Source organism: Actinoplanes sp. DH11 (assembly GCF_020873875.1).
Lineage (GTDB): Bacteria > Actinomycetota > Actinomycetes > Mycobacteriales > Micromonosporaceae > Actinoplanes.
In genome coordinates, this window is sequence record NZ_JAHWGU010000006.1 from 272155 (window position 1) to 295599 (window position 23445).

Below are 23445 nucleotides of genomic sequence, written 5' to 3' on the forward strand. Positions count from 1 at the left end.
TATCTTGTAGGCTACGAACGTGCGAAAGAAGATAGGTATGCGGATCGTGGCAGCCGTACTGGTGCTGCTCGCTGCCGGTGTGGTGGCGGTTCTGGCAGGCAACGACTACCGGCTGACGGAGACGAGAACGACCGTCCCGGTGCCCGGCGGCAGCCTCGACGCGGTGCTCGCCGGGCCCGCCGGCGGCACCGCTCGCGGCCTGGTCGTGATGATCCACGGAGACGGCCCGGTCGAGGCCACCCACGACGGGCTCTACCGGCCGTGGTTCGAGGCCGCCGCCGACGCGGGGTTCGTCACGCTGTCCTGGAGCAAACCCGGCGTCGGCGCGTCCACCGGCGACTGGCTGGCACAGAGCATGGCGGACCGCGCCGCCGAGGCGTCGGCCGTCATCGACTGGGCCCGCGGCCGGCCGGACGTGCCCACCGGCCCGGTGGTGCTGTGGGGCGCCAGCCAGGCCGGCTGGGTGCTGCCCGAGGTCGCCGCCCGCCGGGACGACATCGCCGCGGTCGTCGCGGTGAGCCCGGCCGTCAACTGGCTGCGGCAGGGCCGGTTCAACCTGCTGGCCGAACTCGACCACGCCGGCGCCGGCGCCGCCGAACGGGACCGGGCCGTCGCCGTCAGCGACCGGACCCGGCGGCTGCTGGCCGAGGGGGCGAGCTACCGGACCTACGTGGACACCGCCGGGGACCCGCAGCCGATGAGTGCCGGGCGGTGGGCCTTCGTGCTGCGCAACCACACCGCCGACGCCACGGCGGGCCTGCGGGCGATGGGCCGGCGGGGCGTCCCGGTGCTGCTGATGCTGGGCGAGCACGACCGCAACGTCGACATCGCCGAGACCGAGGCCGCGTACCGGCAGGCGCTGGGCCCGGCGGTGCGCGTCGAGCACTTCGACGCGGCCCACTCGATGGCGGCGCCGGTGATGGAGGACTCCCGGGTGGCCGGCTTCGTCACGGCGCTCTTCCGGCCACGCGCCCTGCTGGCGGACGGCGTCCTCGGCACCTATCGGGCCTACCTGGAGGCCCGGCCGTGATCCATCGCACCGGTGGCGGACGATGCGTCCGGGCTCGGCGACGCCGGCACATCGACCGATCGGTGGATCGGGGCGTGGTGGCGGTGGATGCGGGTGGCCGGTGCAACGGTTGATTCGGTGCCGGCGGCGCGACAACAGGCTGTAGTCATGACACCCATCGCCGCACACGCACCGGCCGGGCCGGTGCACACCGGACAGCGGGCCCTCGCCCCCGACCTCGCGCGAGGCCTCATGCTGGCCCTGATCGCGCTCGCCAACTCCGTCATCTACCTCTACGGCCGGCCGTACGGCTTCCGCCAGCACATCGTCGAGAGCGGCCTCACCGACCGGATCGTCAGTGTGCTCACCGTGACCCTGGTGGACGCGCGGGCGTACCCGTTGTTCGCCGCCCTCTTCGCGTACGGCATGGTCCAGATCTTCCGTCGGCAGACCACCGCCGGCCTGCCCGCGGACCAGGCCAGGCGGCTGCTGAGGCGGCGCAGCCGCTGGCTGATCGTGTTCGGTCTCGTGCACGCGCTGCTGCTGTTCCCCGGCGACATCCTCGGGCTGTACGGCCTGGTCGGCCTGATCCTGGCCGGCGTGCTCGGCGCCTCGGACCGCAAGCTCCTGACCGCCGCCGGCCTGTGGCTGGTGCTCGTCGCGGTCGTGCAGGGCGCGGCATACGCGATGCCGTCGACGGGGGAGCGCACCTTCTTCTGGTCGTTCGAGACCGCTGATCCGTTCCGGGCCCTGCTGTTGCACCCGCTGGAATGGCTGATGACGCCGTTCGGGGTGCTCGGGGTCGGCACCGCCGTGCTGGTCGGCGTCTGGGCGGCGCGCCGCGGCATCCTTACCGACCCCGGCGCGCACCGGCCGCTGCTGGCCCGGACCGCGGTCGTCGGCCTGGTCGTCGCGGTGGCCGGTGGGCTGCCGTCGGGACTGGCGGCCGGTCACTTCTGGACACCCGGATCGGCGTGGGGAATCTCCGCGCTGCACGCGGTGACGGGTGTCGCGGGCGGGCTGGGGTACGCGGCGCTGATCGGCCTGGTCGCGCTCCGGGCCGGCGACCGGCCGGGTCCGGTCGTGCGGGCGCTGGCGGCCCTCGGGCAGCGGTCGCTCACCTTCTACCTGGTGCAGTCGGTGGTGTTCGTGGCGCTGCTGATGCCGTACACCCTCGGTCTGGGCGCCTGGCTCGGCACCGCCGAGGTGGCCCTGCTGGCTCTCGGGACGTGGCTGGTGTCGGTGCTGCTCGCCGAGGTGATGCGGCGGCGCGGCCGGCGTGGCCCGGCGGAGGTGCTGCTGCGGCGGCTGACCTACCGCCCGGCGGGAAGCGGGCCGGGGAAGATGGGGGAGTGACGTCGGTGGAGGAGCAGCTGGGGCGCGAGCGCGAACACCGCTGGAACCTGGCGTGGGCGCTCGCCCCCCTGGGTCTGCTGATCGTCGTCTGTGGGGTGTCGGTCGCCACCGACGGCCCGGATCCGGTCGCCCTGGCCGGCGCCGCGGTGCTCGGGGTGTGGCACTGGTGGTTCGTCCTGGCACACCCGCATCGGTGGGATCGATGGAGCTGGGTCAACGGTGTCTACTTCGCCGGCGTGCTCGCCCTCACCACCCTGCTGCTCACCCGCAGCGACGCGTTCCTGCTGTTCAGCCCGGCCTGCTTCGTCCTGGCGTTCGTGGCGCTGCCGGGCTGGCGGGCCTACCTCGGTGTGGTCGCGGCGACCGTGCCGCCGCTGCTCGCCGACGGCGCCGACCTCAGGGAGGTGCTCACCGCCTTCGGGGTGGTGGCGCCGCTCGCGGCCCTGTTCGGCACGATGGTCCGGGCGATGGAGCGGGAGGCGATCCGGCGGCGCGAGACCAACAGTGAGCTCGTCGCGATGGCCGCGGAGAACGCCCGGCTGCAGGAGTTGCTGCTGGTGCGGGCCAGGGAGGCCGGTGTCGCCGAGGAGCGGGCGCGGATGGCCCGGGAGATCCACGACACCGTGGCGCAGGGATTGACAGGCATCGTCACGCAACTCGAGGCCGTCGGGGAACTGCCCGCACCGGACGCCCGGATGCGGCTCGACACCGCCCGTACGCTGGCTCGTACCAGCCTGGACGAGGTGCGCCGCTCGATCGACGCGCTGCGACCGGGTCCGTTGCAGGGTGCGCGGCTCGGCGACGCGGTGCGGCAGGCCGCGGCGGGCTGGACGGCACAGTACGGGGTGCCGGCGCAGGTCACGGTGACCGGGACGCCGGTGCCGCTGCACTCGGAGGTCGAGGTGACGCTGCTGCGGGCGGCCCAGGAGGCGTTGTCGAACGCCGGCCGGCACGCGCACGCCCGGCACGTGCACCTCACCCTGTCGTACATGGAGGATGTGCTGGTGCTCGACGTGCGTGACGACGGGACCGGGTTCGTGGCGGGGGCGGACACCGGCGGGTTCGGGCTGACCGCGCTGCGCCAGCGGGCCGCCGCGCTGAACGGCTCGGTCGACGTCGAGTCGGCGCCGGGCGCCGGCACCGTCCTCAGCGTGACCGTGCCGGTGATCGGGGCGGACCGGTGACGGCGTTGCGGCTCGTCGTCGTGGACGACCATCCGGTGGTGCGCGACGGGCTGCGCGGCATGCTCGGCACCCAGTCCGACTTCACCGTGGTGGGTGAGGCGGCCGGTGGCGTGGAGGCGCTGACCGTCGTGGACGCGCTGCGCCCGGATGTGGTGCTGACCGACCTGCGGATGCCCGGACCCAGCGGTGGCGCCCTGATCCGGCTGCTGCTGGAACGTGTCCCGGCGACCCGCATCCTGGTGCTGACCACGCACGACACCGATGCCGACGTGCTGCCGGCGATCGAGGCGGGCGCGATCGGTTACCTGCTCAAGGACGCGCCACGCGACGAGTTGTTCCGGGCGGTGCGGGCGGCGGCGCGCGGTGAGTCGGTGCTGTCGCCGTCGGTGGCGGCGCTGCTGCTGTCCCGGGTGCGCCCGGCCGGGCCCACCACGGCGTCGCCGCTGAGCGGGCGCGAGCGGGAGGTGCTGTCCCTCGTCGCGCAGGGCCGCACCAATCGGGAGACGGCGGCGGCGTTGCACATCAGCGAGGCCACGGTGAAGACGCACCTGCTGCACATCTACGCCAAGCTGGAGGTTCCGGACCGGGCCTCGGCGGTGTCGGCAGCGCATCGGCGCGGAATTCTCTGACCTGTCCGGCTCGCTGTTTCCCGGTGCGGGAAAACCGTAACGGGAGGCTGTCGACAAACGCCGCTCTTGAGCACGTGGGAGCGCTCCCGTAGCGTGCTTTCCAGCGGTATTGGCGCCCATGAATTCCCCCGAGAATGGGCCTGCCGCCATCGGAGGAAAGGCTTCCATCGTCATGCACATCCCCAGGAAGGGTCGCTTCGCGCTGCTCTCGGCGACCGTCGCCGGCGCGGTCGTCGCGGCGAGCATCTCCGTGATCGGCACCGCCGAGGCGGCCACCACGCTCGGCGCCTCGGCCGCACAGACCGGCCGCTACTTCGGCGTCGCGACCTCGGCCTTCCGGCTCACCGACGCGCCCTACATGAGCATCGTCAACCGCGAGTTCACGTCGCTGGTGGCCGAGAACGACATGAAATGGGACGCCACCGAACCCCAGCAGGGCCGGTTCACCTTCACCAACGGCGACCGGCTCGTCAGCCACGCCCAGGCCAACGGCATGACCGTACGCGGTCACACGCTGCTCTGGCACGCACAGCAGCCGGGCTGGGCGCAGGGGCTCTCCGGCACCGCGTTGCGCACCGCCGCGATCAATCACGTCACCCAGGTCGCCACGCACTACCGCGGCAAGATCCACTCGTGGGATGTGGTGAACGAGGCCTTCGCCGACGGGGGCAGCGGCGGCCGTCGTGACTCCAACCTGCAGCGCACCGGCAACGACTGGATCGAGGCGGCCTTCCGTGCCGCCCGCGCCGCTGACCCCGGCGCCAAGCTCTGCTACAACGACTACAACACCGACGGCATCAACGCGAAGTCCACCGGCATCTACGCCATGGTCCGTGACTTCAAGGCCCGCGGCGTCCCGATCGACTGCGTCGGCCTGCAGTCCCACCTGGGCACCAGCCTCGACCCCACCTATCAGCAGAACATCCAGCGCTTCGCGAGCCTGGGCGTCGACGTCCAGATCACCGAGCTCGACGTCCAGCAGGGCAGCGACCAGGCGAGCATCTTCGCCGCCGTGACCCGCGCCTGCCTGGCCGTCGCGCGCTGCACCGGCATCACAGTCTGGGGCCTGCGCGACTCCGACTCCTGGCGCACCGGCCAGAACCCGCTGCTGTTCGACGCGTCGGGCAACCGCAAACCCGCGTACACCGCTGTCCTCGACGCCCTGAACGCGGGCGGCCCGGCCACGCCGGGCTCACCCAGTTCCAGCCCGCCGGTCACCGGTTCCAGCCCGCCGGTCACCGGCGGATGCAGCGCCCGGGTCACGCTCGACACGTGGAACGGCGGCTATGTCGCGACCGTCCGGGTGACCGCCGGGCCGGCCGCGGTCAACGGCTGGACCGTCGGGGTGACCGTGCCCGCCGGCAGCGCGGTGACCAGCACCTGGAACGCGGCGAACACCGGCACCAGCGGTGCGGTGAGTTTCCGCAACGCCGGTTACAACGGGCAGATCCCGGCCGGCGGGTACACCGAGTTCGGCTTCCAGGGCACCGGTGCCGGACCGGCCGCCACACCGACCTGCGCCGTCGGCTGAGCGCGTCGCCGGTCCCGGGTGCCCCGGCCCGCTCCCCGCGGGCCGGGGCACACCCGTTTCGGCAATTGATTTCCGGGGCGCCGGACAAACGACCGTACGCATCATTGTCGAGCGCGAATTCCGTACCCGATGAAAGGCCAATCTCTCCGCTCTGTTTCGCGATTGTTGCCGGTAGCATCGGTGCACGTCGAAAGGGAAGGGCGGGGCGTGTGGAGGCGTGGGTGTCGACGGGTGGCAGCGGGGCCGGACGCCACGCCCGTCTGGGAGACTCCGGCGGGCCCGGCGCCGTAACAGAAAATCGCGGCGAACTGACCGATCTGGTCCTCGCGGCCCGCGCCGGTGACCGCCGTGCCGCGGAGGCGCTGATGGCCGCCCACCTGCCGATGCTCTACCGCATCGTGGGCCGGGCGCTGGAGGGACACGCCGATGTGGACGACGTCGTCCAGGAGACGGTGCTCCGGGCGCATCGGGACCTGCCCGCGCTGCGCACCCCGGCCAGCTTCCGGTCCTGGCTGGTCGCCATCGCGATGCGCCAGATCAGCAGCCGGCTGCGGTCGTGGCAGCTGGACCGGGACCGGACCACCTCGCTCGACGACGCCACCCACATCCCGGACCCGGACGCCGAGTTCGCCGACGTCACGATCCTGCGGCTGGGGCTGTCCGCGCAGCGCCGGCACGTCGCGCAGGCCGCCCGCTGGCTCGACCCCGACGACCAGGAACTGGTCGGGTTGTGGTGGCAGGAGCTGACCGGCCGGCTCGACCGGGCCGAGGTGGTGGCGGCGCTCGGGATCGGTTCGGCGCACGCGCGCGTGCGGATCCAGCGGATGCGCCACCAGCTCGAACTGGGGCGGCACCTGGTGGCCGCGCTCGAGGCCGAGCCGATGTGCCCCGAACTGGAGGCGCTGACCGCGGGCTGGAACGGCATGCCGGACACCCGGTGGCGCAAGCGGTTCGCCCGGCACCTGCGCGACTGCGAGCGGTGCGGGCCGCTGCGCTCCGGGCTCGTCCCCGTGGAGCGCCTGGTGCTCGGCAGCTCGCTGGTGCTGCTGCCGGCGGCCGGGGTGCTCGGTGCGGGAAAGGTCGCCGGGGTGCTCGGCGGCGGTGCGGGCACGGCGGCCGAGGTGCTCGGCGCCGGCAAGGCCGCCGGCGCGGGATGGATCAGCAAGGCCGCGGGTCTCAAGGCCGCAGCGGTCGTCGCGATCGGCGCCGCCGTCTCCGGTGGGGTGTTCCTGGCCCAGCCCGAGGCGCCGCACGCGTCGCAGCCGGCGGTCTCGGCGAGCCCGGCGGGGTCCGTGCCGCTCGGCCCGGCCACACTCCGCCCGGCCGCGTCCACCGGGCAGGTCGTCGCGCTGGACGCGGAATACCTGGTCGTTGCCGCCGGTGTCCCGGCGGTCGCCGTGACGGTGGTCCCCGGGATCGCCGACAGCCGCTGCGTCTCGATGCGCGCCACCGACGGCCGGTACGTGCGGCACGCCTCCTTCCAGCTCCAGCTCAGCAGGCCGGAGACCGGCCGGCTGTTCCGGCAGGACGCCACCTTCTGTGCCCGGCCCGGCGCGGCCGCCGGCACCGTCCGGTTCACCTCGTCGAACTATCCGGACCGGTTCGTGCGGGTTCGCGGCGGGCAGTTGCGGCTGGATCCGCAGGAGAGCGGAACCGGGTACGTGGCGGAGTCCACCTTCGTGCTCGCCGGAGCATGACGCCGCTGGATGAACCGTGGTAGATATTTGCGATGACCGATACCGGGGCGTCCGCCGCCCGCCTGGCCCGCGGCGTCGCCGCCTCCATCGCCCTGGTCGGCGCCCTCGCCGCCACCGGCGCCGCGACGCCCGCGGCCGCGGCGGCCGGTCCGGCGGTCCGCGGTGAGCTGCTGCCGATTCCCGCGGTCGCGCCGGGGGAGCAGCACGCCGTCAGCGCCGTCGACGTGTCGCCGCTCGGTGTCGTCGCCGGCACCGCACGGGTCACCCGGATCGGCCCGGACGGCACCATCGAATCCCTGGTCGAGACGCCCTACCGGTGGGCGAGGCTGCCCCGGGCCGGCTGGCAGCGGCAGCGGCTCGCCCTGCCGGCCGGCGCCACCTCCGGCAGCGTCAGCGGCCTCACCGACCTCGGCGAGCCGGCCGGCAAGGTCACCCTGGACGGGGTCACCCGGGCGGCACGCTGGTCACTCGACGGCCGGCACGCCACGCTGATCGGCGAGGCGCGCAGCGAGGCCGGCGCGGTCGGGCCGCGCGGCACCTGGGGGGTGGCGACGGCCGGCCCCGAGGTGATCTCCGGGCAGGCCGAGCTGGTGAGCCGGGCCGGCGTACGCACGCCGCTGAGCGGGACACCGGAACTCGACGCCGGATACCGCCGGTACGTCGTCTCCATCGGCGCGTCCGGCACCGCCCTGGTCTCCGTCTTCACGGGTGTCGGGCAGGGCACCACGGCCAAGCCGGTGCTCTGGCACGACGGCGCCACGGTCCAGCTGCCGGTCTTCGGCACCGCGTACCTCGGGCCCGCCTGCGTCTCCCGGGTGCAGGCCGACGGCAGCGTGGTGGCCAGCGGGTACAGCCTCACCGCCGGGGTGCCCCGATACATCGTGATGCGGCACGTCGGCGGTGTGCCCGGCACTGACGTCGTTCTCTCCCAGGCCACGCAGGGCCAGCCGGTCGGCGGCCTGATCTGCACCTACGGCCAGACCGTCAACAACCTCGCCGCCGACGGCGGTGTCGCCGGCTTCTTGACCGACGCCGGCGGCAACCGGACCGCGGCTTACTGGAACGCCGCGAACCAGGTCACGACCGTGTCGCTGGCGGACGGCGAACGCGCCGCGAGCGGGGTGGCAGCGGCCCGCGGCGGCCGGATGGTGATCCTTGCCGAGACCGGTGACGGCGGCAACCGGATGACGCTCTGGCGCAACGGTACGCGGACGCCGCTGCCCGCACCCGCGGGCTGGAACGTCCGGTCGGTGGTGGAGCTGACCGACGCCGGCCTGCTGATCGCCAACGTGCAGGACGCCGCCGGCACGATCCGCCCCGCCGCCTGGAACCTCGGATAGCGGGGGCTCACTCCCGGGCGGCGTCCGGGCCGGCTGCCGGCCGGTTGTCGGCGGCCAGCCAGAGCCAGACCAGGAACGCGATCGACACGACCGCGGCGATGCCGGCCGCGCCGGTCAGGAAGGTGAGCCGGCTCGGCTCCGGCGTGGTCACCATCGCCTCGGACGTCTTGCCGAGCAGCAGCCCCAGCACCGTGACGGGCGTCGTGACCGCCGCGGTGACCAGCAGCGGCAGCGTGGTGAGCCGGCTCGGGCGGCCGGGCCGGGTCCGTCTGCGCCAGCGCAGCAGACGATCGACGAGTACCACGAACGCGCCCCAGCCCAGCACGATCAGCAGGGCGGCGATCGCGTCGCTGGGCCGGTGCCAGCGCGCCCACACGGTGCCGATCGCGATGACCGCGGTGTAGCCGGCACCGGCCAGGGCGGCCGTGCCGCGTACCGCTTCGGGCAGGACCAGCACCAGGGCGAAGGCCACCGACGCGGCCGCCGTGGTGTGGCCGCTGGGCAGCGAGTTCGGGTAGTCCAGGCCGTCGAACGGCGGTCGTTGCAACCGGTCCTTGAGGATCTGGGTGGTGCCGTTCGCGGCCAGCACCAGGACCGCGGCCGCGAGCGCCAGGTCGGGTCGCCGGCGGATCACCCCGACGGCGGCGGCGACGACGCAGACCAGCACGAGGCTGGTCAGGGTGGTGGCATCGAGCGTACGGCTGAGCAGCTGCTCCACCCGTGCGTGATGGACGTCGGTGCCCAGCATGGCGGCGGTGTCCAGCCACTGCCCGGAGATGGTGCGGACGAACACGTGGATGGTCGCCAGCGTGCCCAGGGCGGCGAGCACCCCGGCGAGCAACGGTGCCAGCAGGTGACCGGCGCCGGGTCGCCGGACGGTGGGGTCGCGCACGTCCTCAGTCCTCAGCATGGTCATACGTGGCCGGCCTCCAAGCGTTGGCGCGTGACTGAGCGTAAGGTTCGCGGTCAAGCCGGGGATTGTCGTACCCGCGCTCTACATTCTCCGGCATGTTCTCGCTTCCGGTGCACAACCTCATCGATCACCGCGCAGTGACGGTCGGCCCATGAGCCTTACCTGGACCACCCTGGACGAGCTGGCCCGCAAGCCGGCATATGGGCAGCTCACCGGGCATCTCATCGCCCTGGGCGACGATGAGCGGCAGGCGCTCGCCGCCGAGCTGGAGGCGGCCGTCAAGCGCACCCGCTCCGAGGACTGGTGGTCGGGCGGCTCGCAGCGGGACGCCGGTTACGCCCTGGCCGCGCTCGCCTGCATGCCGTCGGCCGCGCGGGCGGCGGCCGTGCTCACCCGGCGTGGCATGCGCGACGCGTGGGACGAGGTGCCGCTGCCCTGCGTGCGCAGGATCGTCGAGGCGCGGGGGATTTCGTGGCTGCCCGACCTGGGCGTGCGGCTCGCCGGCCGGCTGCCTGCCCGGGACAGCTGGTCCGACCCGTGGCGGTTCGTCGCCGCGATGCTCGAGGGGACGCCCCACCTGGCACCGAGGTCGGAGAGCTTCGTCCGGGGCTGGCTCAGCCACCTGCAGTTCCGCGAGGGCCGCCGCCGGCCGCTCGCCGACGCCGTGCGGTCCAGCCCGTTCCTTGACGTGCTGTTCCCTGCGGTGTTCGAGGTCGGCGGCCTGGGCGGTGGGCTGCTCGACGGCTTTCCCGCGCTGGTCGGGCAACTCGTCGCCGAGGGCCGCTTCGACCGCGCGCAGATCTACGCCGCCACCCTCGACCGGCTGATCCGCGGCGACCGGCCGGCCATGCTGCGGCCGTTCACGCAGCTGCACGACGTTCTCGCGCCGACCGCCGACGAGATGGCCGAGCACGCCGGCGACTACGCCCGGTTGCTGGCCGAGGCACCGTCCGCCCTCGCGGGGATCGCCCAGCGCGCCCTGCGCAGCGTCGACGACGCCGGCCGGCTGGAGCTGGAGACGCTTCTCGACGTCAGCGCCGCCACCCTGCTGCGCAGCGAGAAGATCCTGGTCAAGGCGCAGCTGTCCTGGCTCGACCGGGTGGTCCGCCGCCAGCCGGACCGGGCCGGTGAGGTCCTGGAGACGGTGGCGGTGGCGTTCGGGCACCCCACGCTCGACGTGCAGGAGCGGGCGCTCACCCTGATCGAGCGGCACCGTGCCCGGCTCGACGACGACACCGCCGCGCGGCTGGCCGACGTCGCCGCCACGCTCTCCGGCGACCTGCCGGCCCGCGCCGCCGGGCTGTTCGGCGTGGCCGTGCCGGCGCCTGACGCGCCGGTGCCCGGCGCGCCCGCCGTGGCGACGCTCGCCCCGCCGGCACCCTCCGCCGCGATGCCGCCGCCGATCACCGACGCCACCGAGCTGGCCGCCGAGATCGTCGCGCTGCTGCACGAGGAGACGGCCGTCGGCTGGGAGCGGGTGCTCGCCGCCCTGGTGGCCCTGCCCGCCGCCGGGGTGCCGGTCGCCGGCACCCTGCGGCCGGTCCTGGACCGGCACAACGAGTTGCGGCCCGAGGCCGGCTCGCACGGCCGGTGGCTACGGTCGACCCTGCTGGGCAACGCGATGCGCGCGGCGATCCGGGCCACCACCAAGCCCGCCGGTGCCGGCGAGCAGTCGCTGCCGGAGACGCTGCGCGACACCTGGCTCTTCGGCAGCGGCAAGCGGAAATCCTTGCGTGGCGGTCCCGGCAAGGTCCTCGACCTGCGCATCCGCGAGGTGGGCGACCGGTTCGCGGCACGACCGGTCATCGCGTTGCTGGCGACACCGACCCGGGTCAACGGCACCCTGGACGCCGAGGTCCTGCTGGACCGGCTGGCCCGCGCCGAACGCGAGGGATGGCACCCGTGGCCGATCGACCTGGAGCAGGCCCTGCTGCGCGTCCCGCGCCACACCGGCACCGACGTGGTGACCCGGGCCGCGGAGCTGACGTCGCCGGCCGGCCGGCAGTTCGCCGCCTGGCTGACGGACGGTGGGCTGCCCGACCCGGTGAGCACCCGGTTCGAGCAGATCGGCAGGAGCGGAAGGCAGGCGTACGGTGGGTGGCCGCGCCTGCTCCGGCGCGTCGTCGTCAACCTCGACCAGGCCCGGGGCGGCGGCGAGGGCACCCTGGTGGAGGACCTGCTCGTCAACCTGTCCCGCAGCGACGCACCGGTCTACTACCCCGACGACTTCTCCGCACCGGCCGACATCACCGTCGCGGTGCTGCCGCAGCACCGGGAGGTGACGGCCGCCTGGGTGCTGCCGGTCTTGGCCTCGCTCGCCGACGTGGACGAGCGCGGCGGCTCCGAGGCGCTGCCGCTGCTCGCCGAGTGTTCCGGCCCCATCGGACCGGCCATGACTCTGGCCCTGGCCTACGTGCTGGGCGCCCGGCACGACACCGACCGCCTCGCCGCGGTCGACGCCTTCCTGCTGCTGGCCGCCGACCCGGCCCTGGCCGGATCGCCCCCGGGCAGCCGGGATGACGTGGCCGGCTCGGAGGCCGGCGGCCGAGATCTTGCCGGGTTGTCGCTGGGTGCCCGTGTCGGTGCGGAAGTCGGCTCCCTGTGTGCCGACGGCACGGTGAAGCTGACCCGGGTGGTGCCCGCCCTGACCGAGATCCACCGGGGTGGCGCCGGCGCCCAGCTGTGGGATCTGCTGGTCACCGCCTTGCCGGCCCTGCTGCCGCACGGCACCCGCGGTCTGCCGGACCTGCTGGAGCTCGCCACCCGGGTCGCGGGTGAGGTGGGCGCCCGCGACGACATCCCCGGGCTGACCGAGGCGGCGGCGAAACCGGGCAGCGGCCGGCTGACGAAGGAGGCCCGCCGCCTGCGATCAGTGCTCACCGCCTGAGAGCCAACCGATCTCATTGATGCCCTTTGCCGATGGCTGGGGACTTCCGCACCGTACCAAGTGGATGGTCCGCAGTCGCCCGTGTGACGCAAAGGCGCAGAACCGGCCGGGCCCGCCGGAGGCCGCCCGTGGGTGCGACGGCACACTGTGGTCATGAACGCGCGGGGCGAGACGGTCGAGCTGCGGGCCATGGGGACGCCGGACGCGGAGGCGTTGTGGCGGTGGAACCACGATCCGGACGTGATGCGCTGGATGGGCGAGGGCTATCCGCAGTCACCGGCCCGGGTGCACCGGTGGCTGGCCGAGGAGCGGCCGCGCAACGACTTCGGTGACGTGCTCCTCGGGGTCGAGGTGATCGCCGACGGCACCCTGATCGGCCTGGTCCGGCTGCACGGCGCCGAGCCGGAGACGGGCTGCGCCGACCTGGACATCTATTTGGGCGAGAAGGAGTACTGGGGCAAGGGGCACGGCACGGACGCGGTCCGGACGGCCTGCCGGTTCGGGTTCGACAAGATGCGGCTGCACCGCATCCAGCTGACGGTCGCCACGGAGAACGCGCCGGCCGTGCACCTCTACCGCAAGGTGGGTTTCGTCGAGGAGGGCCGGCTGCGGCACACCTTCCGCCGCGACGGCCGCTGGGGCGACAAGTTCGTGATGGGCCTGCTGGCGGGCGAGCTGACGTGAGGCGGCCGCACGCGGCGGCGTAGCCGGGTTTCGGCGGCGGTGAATCGGGCATGCCCGCCAACCCGTGCTCCAGGAGGTTTCTTCGATGTCCGCTGCCACCCCCACGAGCCTTCCGGAGGCCCGTCCGGCCACGGCCACCGGCCGCAACGTGCTGTCCGGGGTGCTGCTCGGTCTCGGTGTCGCCGCCTTCGTCGACGAGGCGATCTTTCACCAGCTGCTGCACTGGCACCACTTCTACGACAAGTCGACGCCCGCGGCCGGCCTGGTCTCCGACGGCCTGTTCCACGCGTTCAGCTGGTTCAGCACCGTCGCGTCGCTGTTCCTGCTCGCCGACCTGCGCCGCCGCGCCGCCTACCACCGCCTTCACTGGTGGGGCGGCCTGCTGATCGGTGCCGGCGGCTTCCAGCTCTACGACGGCACGCTGCAGCACAAGGTCCTGCGCCTGCACCAGATCCGGTACGACGTCGACATCGCACCGTACGACTGGACCTGGAACATCATCGCCGCCCTGCTCGTCGTCGCCGGTGCGGTGCTGCTGCTCCGGGCCCGGCGGCGGCCCGCCTGACACCGGTGGCGACCATGCATCAGGGCAGCGTCCCGCTGTTCACCGCGGCACTGCTGGTGGCGGCCGTCGCCTACCTGGCCGGCGCCGGCGCGGTGCGCCGCCGCGGCGGCTGGTGGCCGCCCGAACGCACCGCGTGCTGGCTGGCCGGGCTGGTCGCGGCGGGCGCCGCCCTGGTCGGCCCGCTGGCCGCCGCCGCGCACCACGACTTCACCGCGCACATGGCCGGGCACCTGCTGCTCGGCATGGCGGCGCCGATGCTGCTGGTGCTCGCCGCGCCGGTCACCCTGGCGCTGCGGGCGTTGCCGACCGGGTCCGCCCGGGCCCTGTCCCGGCTGCTCGGCAGCGGTCCGGTCCGGGTGGTCACGCATCCGGTCGCTGCGGCCGTGCTCAACGGCGGCGGACTGTGGCTGCTCTACACCACGGATCTCTACCGGGCGATGGGCGAGCACCCGTGGGTGCATGTGGCAGTGCACGCCCACATCCTCGCCGCCGGCTACGTCTTCACCGCAGCCGTGATCGGCGTCGACCCCGCGCCGCACCGGCCGAACCGGTGGATCAGGGCGGCCGCGCTTGTCGCCTTCCTGGCCGCACACGCGATCCTCGCCAAGCACCTGTACGGGTATCCGCCGGCGGGCGTGCCGGACGGGGCGGGCCGGACCGGCGCGGAACTGATGTACTACGGCGGTGACCTGGTCGACCTCGTCCTGATCGTCATCTTCTGCCGGCAGTGGTACCAGGCGACCGACCCCCGGCGGCGGGAGCGGGCCGCCGGGCCGCGCATCCCCAGCACCCGGCCGCCGCGGGCGCCGTGGCGGCTGCCCGAGGAGATCCGGACGGGCACGCCTGACCTGGGCTGACGCGGCGACCACGGATGTGTCGGTGGACACGATAATCCTCGTTGAGCCGCGTTTCACCCGCGCGTACCCGTAGTTTTGAACGCTGCCCTGGCCGGAGTCGGAACCCGGGGTGGAGATGGAGTGCGCCCGGTGACCGTGACCACTGACCTGCGACTGATCGAGCTCGCCGAGGACACCCTTCCCCCGGAGGCGCCGGCCGTGTTCCGGTCCCGGTCCGCGCCGGTGCGCCGCACCCTTCTCGACGTCCTCGACGCCACCGTGCGGGAGCATCCGGCGGCGCGCGCCCTGGACGCCGGCGGCACCGTGCTGACCTACCGCGAGCTGGCCGAGCGGGTCGAGTCGCTGCGGGTGACGCTGAGCGGGCACGGCGTCGGCGTCGGCGACCGGGTGGGCGTACGCATCTCGTCCGGGTCGGCGGAGCTCTACCTGGCGATCCTGGGCGTGCTGGCGGCCGGCGCCGCCTATGTGCCGGTGGACGCGGACGACCCCGACGAGCGGGCCGAGCTGGTCTTCGACGAGGCCGGGGTCTGTGCCGTGCTCGGTGACGGCCTGCGCGTGGCGGCACGCCGTACCCCGCAGGGCAGCCCCGGACGGCCCGGACCGGCCGACGACGCCTGGATCATCTTCACGTCCGGCTCCACCGGCACCCCGAAGGGGGTGGCGGTGTCGCACGGCGCCGCCGCCGCGTTCGTGGACGCCGAGGCACAGCTCTTCCTGGTCGACGACGGCACCGAGGCCCTCGGGCCGGACGACCGCGTCCTCGCCGGCCTGTCGGTGGCCTTCGACGCGTCCTGCGAGGAGATGTGGCTGGCCTGGCGGCACGGCGCCTGCCTGGTGCCGGCCGCGCGCTCGCTGGTGCGCAGCGGCGTCGACCTGGGCCCGTGGCTGGCCGAGCAGCGCATCACGGTCGTCTCCACGGTGCCGACACTTGCCGCGCTCTGGCCGGTGGAGGCGCTCGAGGACGTCCGGCTGCTGATCTTCGGCGGGGAGGCGTGCCCGCCGGAGCTGGCGGAACGGCTCGCGGTCGAGGGTCGTGAGGTGTGGAACACGTACGGGCCGACCGAGGCGACGGTCGTCGCCTGCGCGGCCCGGCTGACCGGCGAGGGCCCGGTGCGGATCGGGCTGCCACTGGCCGGCTGGGAGCTGGCCGTCGTCGACCCGGCCGGCGAGCCGGTCGCGATGGGCGGGACCGGTGAACTGGTCATCGGGGGAGTGGGCCTGGCCCGGTACCTCGACGCCGGCAAGGACGCCGAGAAGTTCGCGCCGCTGCCGTCGCTGGACTGGCGGCGGGCGTACCGCAGCGGTGACATCGTCCGCGCCGAACCCGAGGGTCTGCTGTTCCTCGGCCGCGGCGACGAGCAGGTGAAACTCGGCGGCCGCCGGATCGAGCTGGGCGAGGTGGACGCCGCGCTGCAGGCGCTGCCCGGTGTCGCCGGCGCCGCCGCCGCGGTGAAGCGGACGGCCGCGGGCAACCAGCTACTGGTCGGCTACCTGGTGCCGCACGACGCCGAATTCGACCTGCCGGCCGCGACGGCGCGGATCCGCGAGCAGCTGCCGGCCGCGCTCGTCCCGCTGCTGGCCGTGGTGGACGCGCTGCCGACCCGGACCTCGGGCAAGGTGGACCGGGCGGCCCTGCCCTGGCCGCTGGCCACCGCCGGCACCGGGGCCGAGCTCTCCGCGGCCGAGGAGTGGCTCGCCGGCGGCTGGGAGGAGATCCTCGGGGTGCGGCCCGCCGACCGGGACGCCGACTTCTTCAGCAGCGGCGGCAGCAGCCTGAACGCGGCGCAGCTGGTCGGCTGGATCCGGCGGACGTACCCGCGGGTGTCGGTGGCGGACGTCTACCAGAACCCGCGGCTGTCGCAGATGGTCGCGGTGGTCGAGGCGCTGGGCGCGGAGGCGACGGTCCGCCGCGACGTCCGGCCCACGCCGCGCCGGGCCGGGCTGCTGCAGACCCTGCTGATGCTGCCGATGCTGGTGCTCGTCGGGTTGCGCTGGTTCGTGGTGCTCGCCGCGCTGAGCAACCTGGCCGGCTGGGCGCCGCACGTCTCCTGGTGGTGGATCGCCGCGGGCTGGGCGGCGCTGTTCAGCCCGGCCGGCCGGATCGCCGTGGCGGCCGCCGGGGCCCGGCTGCTGCTGCGCGGGGTCCGCCCCGGCGAGTACCCGCGCGGCGGCGGCGTGCACGTGCGGCTGTGGGCTGCCGAACGGCTCGCCGACCTGACCGGCGCGAACGGTGTCGCCGGCGCCGGCTGGATGATCACGTACGCGAAGGCGCTCGGCGCGCGCATCGGCCGCGACGTCGACCTGCACTCCGCGCCGCCGGTCACCGGCCTGCTCAAACTGGGCCGCGGCGCGGCGATCGAGCCGGAGGTCGACCTGTCCGGCTACTGGGTCGACGGTGACGTCGTCCGGATCGGCATGGTCCGGGTCGGCGCCGGCGCCCGGGTCGGTTCCCGCAGCACGCTGATGCCGGGCGCGCGCGTCGGCAAGAACGCGAAGATCGCCGCCGGGTCCACCGTGACCGGTGCGGTGCCGGCGGGCCGCCGCTGGGCCGGGTCCCCGGCCGTCCCGGTCGCCGCCAAGGACGCCGAGGGCTGGCCGGCGCAGCGCCCGGAGCGCTCCCGGCTGGGCCGGCAGTTCTGGGTGGCGGCCTACAGCCTGACCGCCCAGCTGCTCGGCCTGGTCCCGGTGCTGGCCGCGCTGCCGGCGCTGGCCCTGCTCGGCCGGGCCGTCGCCGGTGGCCCGGACGTCGGCGCCGCGCTGCTTGCCGCACCGCTCGCCGCCGTCACCTACCTGCTCGGCTACGCGCTGTTCGTGCTGGTCGCGGTCCGGCTGCTCAGTGTCGGGCTGCGCGCCGGCTTCCACCCGGTGCAGGGCCGGGTGGCCTGGCAGGTGTGGACGACCGAGCGGCTGATGGGGATGGCCCGGGTCGCGCTGTTCCCGATGTACGCCAGCCTGTTCACGCCGGTGTGGCTGCGGCTGCTCGGCGCCCGGGTGGGCCGCAACGTGGAGGCGTCCACGGTGCTGGCGCTGCCGGCCATGACGACCGTGGACGACGGCGCCTTCCTGGCCGACGACACGATGGTCGCCACGTACGAGCTCAGCCACGGCTGGTTGCGGGTCGCCCCGGCCCGGATCGGCAAGCAGGCGTTCCTCGGCAACTCCGGGATGGCGGCCCCCGGCCGGTCGGTGCCGAAACGCGGCCTCGTCGGGGTGCTGTCGTCGGCACCGCACAAGGCCAAGAAGGGCTCGTCGTGGCTGGGCGCGCCGCCGATGCCGCTGCGCCGCACGGTCGAGGCGGCCGACGCCGGCCGCACCTACGACCCGCCGCTCCGGCTGAAGCTGGCCCGAGCCGCGATCGAACTGTGCCGGATCATCCCGGTGATGTGCGCCGCCGCGCTCGTCGTCCTGGTCCTGGCCGCGCTGGCGTCCATCCGGGAGAGCGCCGGCGACGTGGTGGCGGCGCTGGCCGCCGGGCCGGTCCTGCTCACTGCGGCGGTCGTCGCCGCGCTGACCGCGACCGCAGCGAAGTGGCTGCTGGTCGGCCGGTTCCGGGCCACCGAGCACGCCCTCTGGACGTCGTTCGTGTGGCGCAACGAGCTCGCCGACACGTTCGTCGAGGCGTTCGCCGTGCCGTGGCTGTTCCGGTTCGTCACCGGCACGCCGGCGCTGACCCTGTGGCTGCGCACGCTCGGCGCGCGGATCGGCCGCGGCGTCTGGCTGGAGACGTACTGGCTGCCCGAGTACGACCTGGTGCGGCTCGGCCCCGGTGCGACGGTCAACCGGGGGTGCGTGGTGCAGACCCACCTCTTCCATGATCGGATCATGGCCATGGATGAGGTGACTCTGGGCGCGGGCGCCACACTCGGCCCGCACGGGATTGTGCTGCCCGGCGCGAGCATCGGCGCGCGCACCACGGTCGGACCCGGTTCGCTCGTCACCCGCGGTGACGCCGTGCCCGCCGACAGCCGGTGGCTGGGCAACCCGATCGCGACCTGGCCGGCGACGGCTGCACGGCGGCCGTGACCCCGGCCGCCTCGCCGCTCGGCGCCACACCCGGCGCCGAGCGCTCGGCCGACCCGTACCTGCCCGCGCACGGCAACGGCGGGTACCGGGTCGTGCACTACGACCTGGAGCTCGACTACCGGGTGGCATCCAACCGGCTCGCCGGCAAGGCGGTGATCACGGCGCGGGCGGTGCAGCCGCTGTCCCGGTTCACCCTCGACCTCGGCCGGTTCCGGGTGCAGGACGTCCGGGTCGACGGCCGGCCCGCGAAGTTCGACCACCGGCCGCACAAGCTGCGGATCAGGCCGGAGAGACCGATCGGGTACGGCGCCATCTTCACCGTCGAGATCCGGTACGGCGGCAAGCCGATGCCGATCCCCGGCCGTTGGGGTGACATCGGCTGGGACGAGCTGACCGACGGCGCCCTGGTGGCGAGCCAGCCCAACGGCGCGCCGTCCTGGTTCCCGTGCAACGACCGCCCCGACGACAAGGCCACCTTCCTGGTGTCGCTGACGGCCGCCGCCCAGTACACGGCGGTGGTCACCGGCGACCTCGTCGGCCGGCGCCGGGGTGCCGGCGTCACCACCTGGGTGTACGAGCGGACCGAACCGACCTCGCCCTACCTGATGAGTGTCCAGGTCGGACGGTACGACCTGATCCCGCTGGCCACCGGCCGGGTCGTCCAGCGGGCCGCGGTGCCGCCCCGGCTGCGCACCACGTTCCGGCACGACTTCGGGCGGCACGGCGACATCATGATCGCTCTGGAGCGGATGCTGGGCCCGTACCCGTTCCGGGAGTATGTCGTGGTCGTCGCGGACGACGACCTGGACGACCCGATCGAGGCGCAGGGGATGGCCGTCTTCGGGCGCAATCACGTCGACGGGCGGCGCACCCACGAACGGCTGGCCGTGCACGAACTCGCCCACCAGTGGTTCGGCAACAGCCTCACGGTCGCCGACTGGAGTCACATCTGGCTCAACGAGGGCTTCGCCACGTACGCCGAATGGCTCTGGTCCGCCGTCTCCGGCGACGCGCCCGCGGACGCCCACGCCGCCCGGTGGCACGCCTGGGTCGCGGCCCATCCGGCCCGCATCACCGTCGCCGACCCGGGCGTGGACGCGATGTTCGACCCGGTGGTCTACAAGCGCGGCGCGCTGACCCTGCACGCCCTGCGCGCCCGGATCGGCGAGGCGGCGTTCTTCGCGCTGCTGCGCTCCTGGGTGGCCGAGCACCGGCACGCCACCGTGACGACCGCCCAGTTCCGCGAGCACGCCGCCCGCTTCTCCGCGCGCCCTCTGGACGACCTGTTCGACGCCTGGCTCGACCACCCGACCTTGCCCCCGCTGCCCCGGATCGGTTCGCCGGGGTAGCGGCGCGCCATCTGGCAGTCGATCAGGGCGACGGCGTACGCCAGGTCATGCTGACCCAGCAGCATGGCCGCCTGCGGATTCTGCCCCGGGTGGCGCCGGCCGCGCCGTCCCAGGCGGGCGAGATGTTGATCTGCTAGCGATGCAAAATCGCGGTCATAGCCCCATGATCACAGCGATTTCGTATCGCCAGCAGATCAACAACGTTGCGCGTTGATCAGAGCGGCAACCACAGCGACAGGACGTTCGGCGGCTCCCACCCGGCGAGCGACGTGTGCGCCTGGCGGCACTGGTACCGCTTGCCGTCGTAGGTGACGATCGCCCCGGCCGCGTAGCTCGTGCCCGCCGCCCACGTGCTCCCGGCCGGCGGTGTGGTGGCCGACGGCGTGGCGGTCGGCGGTGCCGTGGTGGTCGGCGGTGCGGTCGTGGCCGGCGGCGACGTGGTGGTGCCGCAGGCGCCGTACACCTTGAACTCGAAGAGCGAGTAACCGTAGGCCGTGCCCCGCGTCGTGCCGTTCATCCGGACGTAGCGGGCGTTGCCGGACAGCGTCACCGTGTCGGTGCCGCCGTCGCCACCGGTCACCGTCGCGGCGGTGGTCCAGGTGGTGCCGTTCGCCGAGGTCTGGATCGTGTACGCCTGCCCGAACGCCGCCTCCCAGACCAGTTCCGCCCGGGTCAGGGCCTGGTTGGAACCGAGGTCGACCTGCAGCCACTGCGGGTCGGCGAAGGCACTCGACCAGCGGGTGGTGGCGTTGCCGTCGACGGCGAGGTTCGCCGGGTAGCCGGCCTCCACCGACGACGCCGTGGCGGTCCGGCCCTGCGACAGCAGCGGCCCGGTCGTGCAGGTCGACGGCGGCGGTGTGGTGGTGGGCGGCGGACTGACGACCCCGCCACCGTTCGCGTTGCCGCCGCTCCAGGTCAGACCGCCGACGGTGGCCGTCTTGCCGGGGGCCACGCTCATCGTCCGGCCGTCGGAGAACGCCACGGTCAGGGTGCTGTTGGTGATGTTCGAGGCGACGTACGTCCGGACGCCGTTCTTGGTGAACACCTTGGCCAGCGGGTGGTTCGCCGTGACCGTCCTGTCGACCAGGCCCAGGGCCGCGAGGTTGCGGATCCAGTGGAAGGTGTGCGCCTTGCTCTCACCCTCCTCGGCGGTGTAGTTGCCGCCACTGGCGCGGAACTTCGCCAGCGCCGCGTCCGGGTCGCCGAGGGCCAGGAACTGCCAGTGCATGTCGCGCCACTGCTGTGGTTCGCCGCCGTTGTTGCGGACCAGTTCGGCGTACGTGTTCCGCACCGACTCCGGGTAATCGCCCAGGTAGAGCTGGCCGCCCGTCATCGGCAGCATGTTGATGCCGACGATCAGCGCGTGCTCGCCGGAGAACCAGGTGGCGTACGCGCCACCGGAACCCCACACGATGGCGGCGTAGTTGTGGCCCCACTGCGACGGGAAGTTCTCGCCGGTGACGTCGAACCAGTACTCGTTGATCGCCGCGGACTGCGTGGTGTGCAGCCAGATGCCGGCGTCGCGGACGGTGGTGTTGCCGGTGGCCTGACCCCACTGGATGAGCGCGTTGGAGAAGTTCTGCCCCTCCGACGACGACTCCTGGTTGTTGCCCGCGCCGAACGCGCCGTGCCCGGACGCCCAGTCGTGGCCGGCGTAGATGTCGAAGTCGCGCAGGTACGGGAACCGGGTGTCGTTGCGGTCGTAGTTGTTGGCGTCCCGGATCAGCAGGTCCACCATGCCGCCGTACTGGCCGGTCGACGCCCAGTTCGGGTCGAACTTGGCGAGCGTCGCGGCCGCCGCCACGTAGTAGCCGTAGTGGAAGTGGTGGTCGTTGAGGTCCTCGTCGGACGCGTACGACGCCGGGTAGCCGATCAGGGTTCCCCAGTTCTTGTCGTAGTAGAAGACCCGCGCCGTCTTGCCGGCGGACGCGGTGAACCAGTCGGTGATCCGGGTCTTGATGACGCTCAGCGCCCGGTCCCGGACCGCGGTCAGGTTCAGCTGGTCGGCGATCTCCGCGATCCGGGCGGCCCGGCCGAGGCCCTTGCCCGTCCAGTACGTGTCGTCACCGCGGAAGTCGGCCGGGTTGTTCAGTTCGGCGTTGAGGTAGTTGGTGATCGTGGTGAGGTCGCCGCCGCTGCTGTCCGCGACCGCCGGGATCTCCGGCAGCACGCCGGTGTACTTCATCGTCGTCTGGAACTGCGTCCCGGTCACGATCCGCATCCGGCCGCGCGGCGAGATGTAGGTCTGCGGCGACGGGGTGGAGCCGGTCAGGTAGCGCCACTGGTGCGGGTAGAGGCCGATGACCGTACCCGTGCCGGTGCCCTCGCGGGCCGTGGTGGTGAAGCCGTACGTGGTGCTGACCGTGCCGGTGGCCTGCTGATACGAGTACGAGACCCGGGTGCCGGTGACGTGGTTGTGGGCGTACTGGTTCCACGAGTCGGCGAGCGCCATCTTGTCGGCGGTGCTGGTGGCCGACGTGGTCGGCAGCACGGCGACGGTGAAGTAACCCTTGCCCGCCAGGTTCGACCGGAACGTGGTGCCGCTCGCACTCCACGTCGCACCGGCCGGCGCCCACGCCACGTAGTCCTGGCCGGCGATCGAGAAGCCGACCCGGTTGCCGGTGTTCGACCAGACGGTCGGCGGGCCGGTCACCGTGAGCAGCGCGTCGCCGCCGGTCACCTGGTAGTAGCTGAGCGGCAGACCGTGCCCGATGGTGGCCTTCAGGGTGCGGGCGCCGTCGCTCCACGAGGGCGTGACGGTCCAGTCGGTCCAGTTGTCGACGAGCGCCTTGGGCGCGTTCAGGCCGGCGACACCGGCAACCACCTTCTGGGCGTACGGGAAGTGGTACTCACCCAGGCCGGTGGGGCTGCCGCTGATCGCGGGCGTCTGCTCGTAGGAGAGGCCGAGACCGCTCGCCACCGGCTTGTACGCGACCGGATGCGCGTACAGCGGCTGCGAGAAGTTGCATTCGTCGCCCTTCTTGAACAGCAGCGACGACCACCAGTCGTTCGTCGGCACGGCACCCTTGGGCGCGTTGGCGGTGACGTTCTCACGGGGGTTCGTCGACACCGACCCGCAGCCCGACGGCAGTTTGGCGCCGGCCGGAAGGGTCTCGGTGTAGCTGCCGGCGCCGACCGGGGCAGCGCTGGCACTGCCGGCGAACGCGACGGCGAGAATGCCCGAGCCGACCGCGACCGCGGTGGCGGCGGCCAGGCCGGCCAGCCGGGTGCGCCGGCGGGGGACAGGTGTCGGTGCATCCATGGACAACGCCTCCGGGGGATCTTTCGGGGATTGTGAGAGCGCTCTCTCGTTCGAGACGGTAGCCGTAGCCAGGCAGGACGGTCAATGTTTCCAACTGATTGACAATGTGTCACCGCCGGTTCCGCGCGGCCCCTCCGTGACGCCGTCGTGTCTGCCTTG

The 23445-nt window shown here is 73.5% G+C and carries 15 protein-coding genes; 13 read left to right on the forward strand and 2 right to left on the reverse strand.

Annotation, left to right across the window (positions count from 1 at the left end):
- Window positions 1-19 precede the first annotated feature (19 nt).
- From LPA41_RS11650 to LPA41_RS11680, 7 genes are all read left to right on the forward strand, one after another.
- Window positions 20-1030 (forward strand): S9 family peptidase, encoded by a 1011-nt coding sequence (locus LPA41_RS11650; protein ID WP_229070124.1) that lies wholly within the window; start codon window positions 20-22, stop codon window positions 1028-1030.
- Between the two features lie 147 nt (window positions 1031-1177).
- Window positions 1178-2365 (forward strand): DUF418 domain-containing protein, encoded by a 1188-nt coding sequence (locus LPA41_RS11655; protein ID WP_229070125.1) that lies wholly within the window; start codon window positions 1178-1180, stop codon window positions 2363-2365.
- Entirely contained in the window at window positions 2362-3549 is a 1188-nt protein-coding gene (locus LPA41_RS42945; protein WP_229070126.1) for a sensor histidine kinase, read from the forward strand. The genes LPA41_RS11655 and LPA41_RS42945 overlap by 4 nt, the downstream gene beginning before the upstream one ends.
- Complete coding sequence (locus LPA41_RS11665) at window positions 3546-4178, forward strand: response regulator transcription factor (protein WP_308036544.1); 633 nt, start codon at window positions 3546-3548, stop codon at window positions 4176-4178. The genes LPA41_RS42945 and LPA41_RS11665 overlap by 4 nt, the downstream gene beginning before the upstream one ends.
- A 172-nt stretch (window positions 4179-4350) precedes the next feature.
- The gene (locus LPA41_RS11670; protein ID WP_229070127.1) at window positions 4351-5709 is read left to right on the forward strand and encodes an endo-1,4-beta-xylanase; all 1359 of its coding nucleotides are present in this window, start codon (window positions 4351-4353) and stop codon (window positions 5707-5709) included.
- 221 nt (window positions 5710-5930) lie between these two features.
- Complete coding sequence (locus LPA41_RS11675; RefSeq protein WP_229070128.1) at window positions 5931-7406, forward strand: sigma-70 family RNA polymerase sigma factor; 1476 nt, start codon at window positions 5931-5933, stop codon at window positions 7404-7406.
- Between the two features lie 32 nt (window positions 7407-7438).
- Window positions 7439-8746, forward strand: coding sequence for a hypothetical protein (locus LPA41_RS11680; protein WP_229070129.1), 1308 nt, complete (start codon window positions 7439-7441; stop codon window positions 8744-8746).
- A 7-nt stretch (window positions 8747-8753) separates the two neighbouring features.
- Here LPA41_RS11680 and LPA41_RS11685 read toward each other — a convergent pair whose 3' ends face one another.
- Entirely contained in the window at window positions 8754-9656 is a 903-nt protein-coding gene (locus LPA41_RS11685) for a phosphatase PAP2 family protein (protein ID WP_229070130.1), read from the reverse strand.
- A gap of 154 nt (window positions 9657-9810) precedes the next feature.
- Here LPA41_RS11685 and LPA41_RS11690 point away from each other — a divergent pair, with 154 nt between their 5' ends.
- From LPA41_RS11690 to LPA41_RS11715, 6 genes are all read left to right on the forward strand, one after another.
- On the forward strand, window positions 9811-12546 hold the full coding sequence (locus LPA41_RS11690; RefSeq protein ID WP_229070131.1) for a DUF6493 family protein: 2736 nt from the start codon (window positions 9811-9813) through the stop codon (window positions 12544-12546).
- 153 nt (window positions 12547-12699) lie between these two features.
- Window positions 12700-13230 (forward strand): GNAT family N-acetyltransferase, encoded by a 531-nt coding sequence (locus tag LPA41_RS11695; protein ID WP_229070132.1) that lies wholly within the window; start codon window positions 12700-12702, stop codon window positions 13228-13230.
- Window positions 13231-13315: 85 nt separating this feature from the next.
- A complete protein-coding gene (locus LPA41_RS11700) occupies window positions 13316-13795 on the forward strand; it encodes a DUF2243 domain-containing protein (protein ID WP_229070133.1) in 480 nt (159 codons plus the stop codon).
- Between the two features lie 14 nt (window positions 13796-13809).
- On the forward strand, window positions 13810-14652 hold the full coding sequence (locus LPA41_RS11705; protein WP_229070185.1) for a cytochrome c oxidase assembly protein: 843 nt from the start codon (window positions 13810-13812) through the stop codon (window positions 14650-14652).
- Window positions 14653-14781: 129 nt separating this feature from the next.
- On the forward strand, window positions 14782-18675 hold the full coding sequence (locus LPA41_RS11710) for a Pls/PosA family non-ribosomal peptide synthetase (protein WP_374238149.1): 3894 nt from the start codon (window positions 14782-14784) through the stop codon (window positions 18673-18675).
- Window positions 18672-20024 (forward strand): M1 family metallopeptidase, encoded by a 1353-nt coding sequence (locus LPA41_RS11715; RefSeq protein ID WP_229070187.1) that lies wholly within the window; start codon window positions 18672-18674, stop codon window positions 20022-20024. The genes LPA41_RS11710 and LPA41_RS11715 overlap by 4 nt, the downstream gene beginning before the upstream one ends.
- 214 nt (window positions 20025-20238) lie before the next feature.
- Here LPA41_RS11715 and LPA41_RS11720 read toward each other — a convergent pair whose 3' ends face one another.
- Window positions 20239-23286 (reverse strand): glycosyl hydrolase, encoded by a 3048-nt coding sequence (locus LPA41_RS11720; RefSeq protein WP_229070134.1) that lies wholly within the window; start codon window positions 23284-23286, stop codon window positions 20239-20241.
- Window positions 23287-23445: the final 159 nt, after the last annotated feature.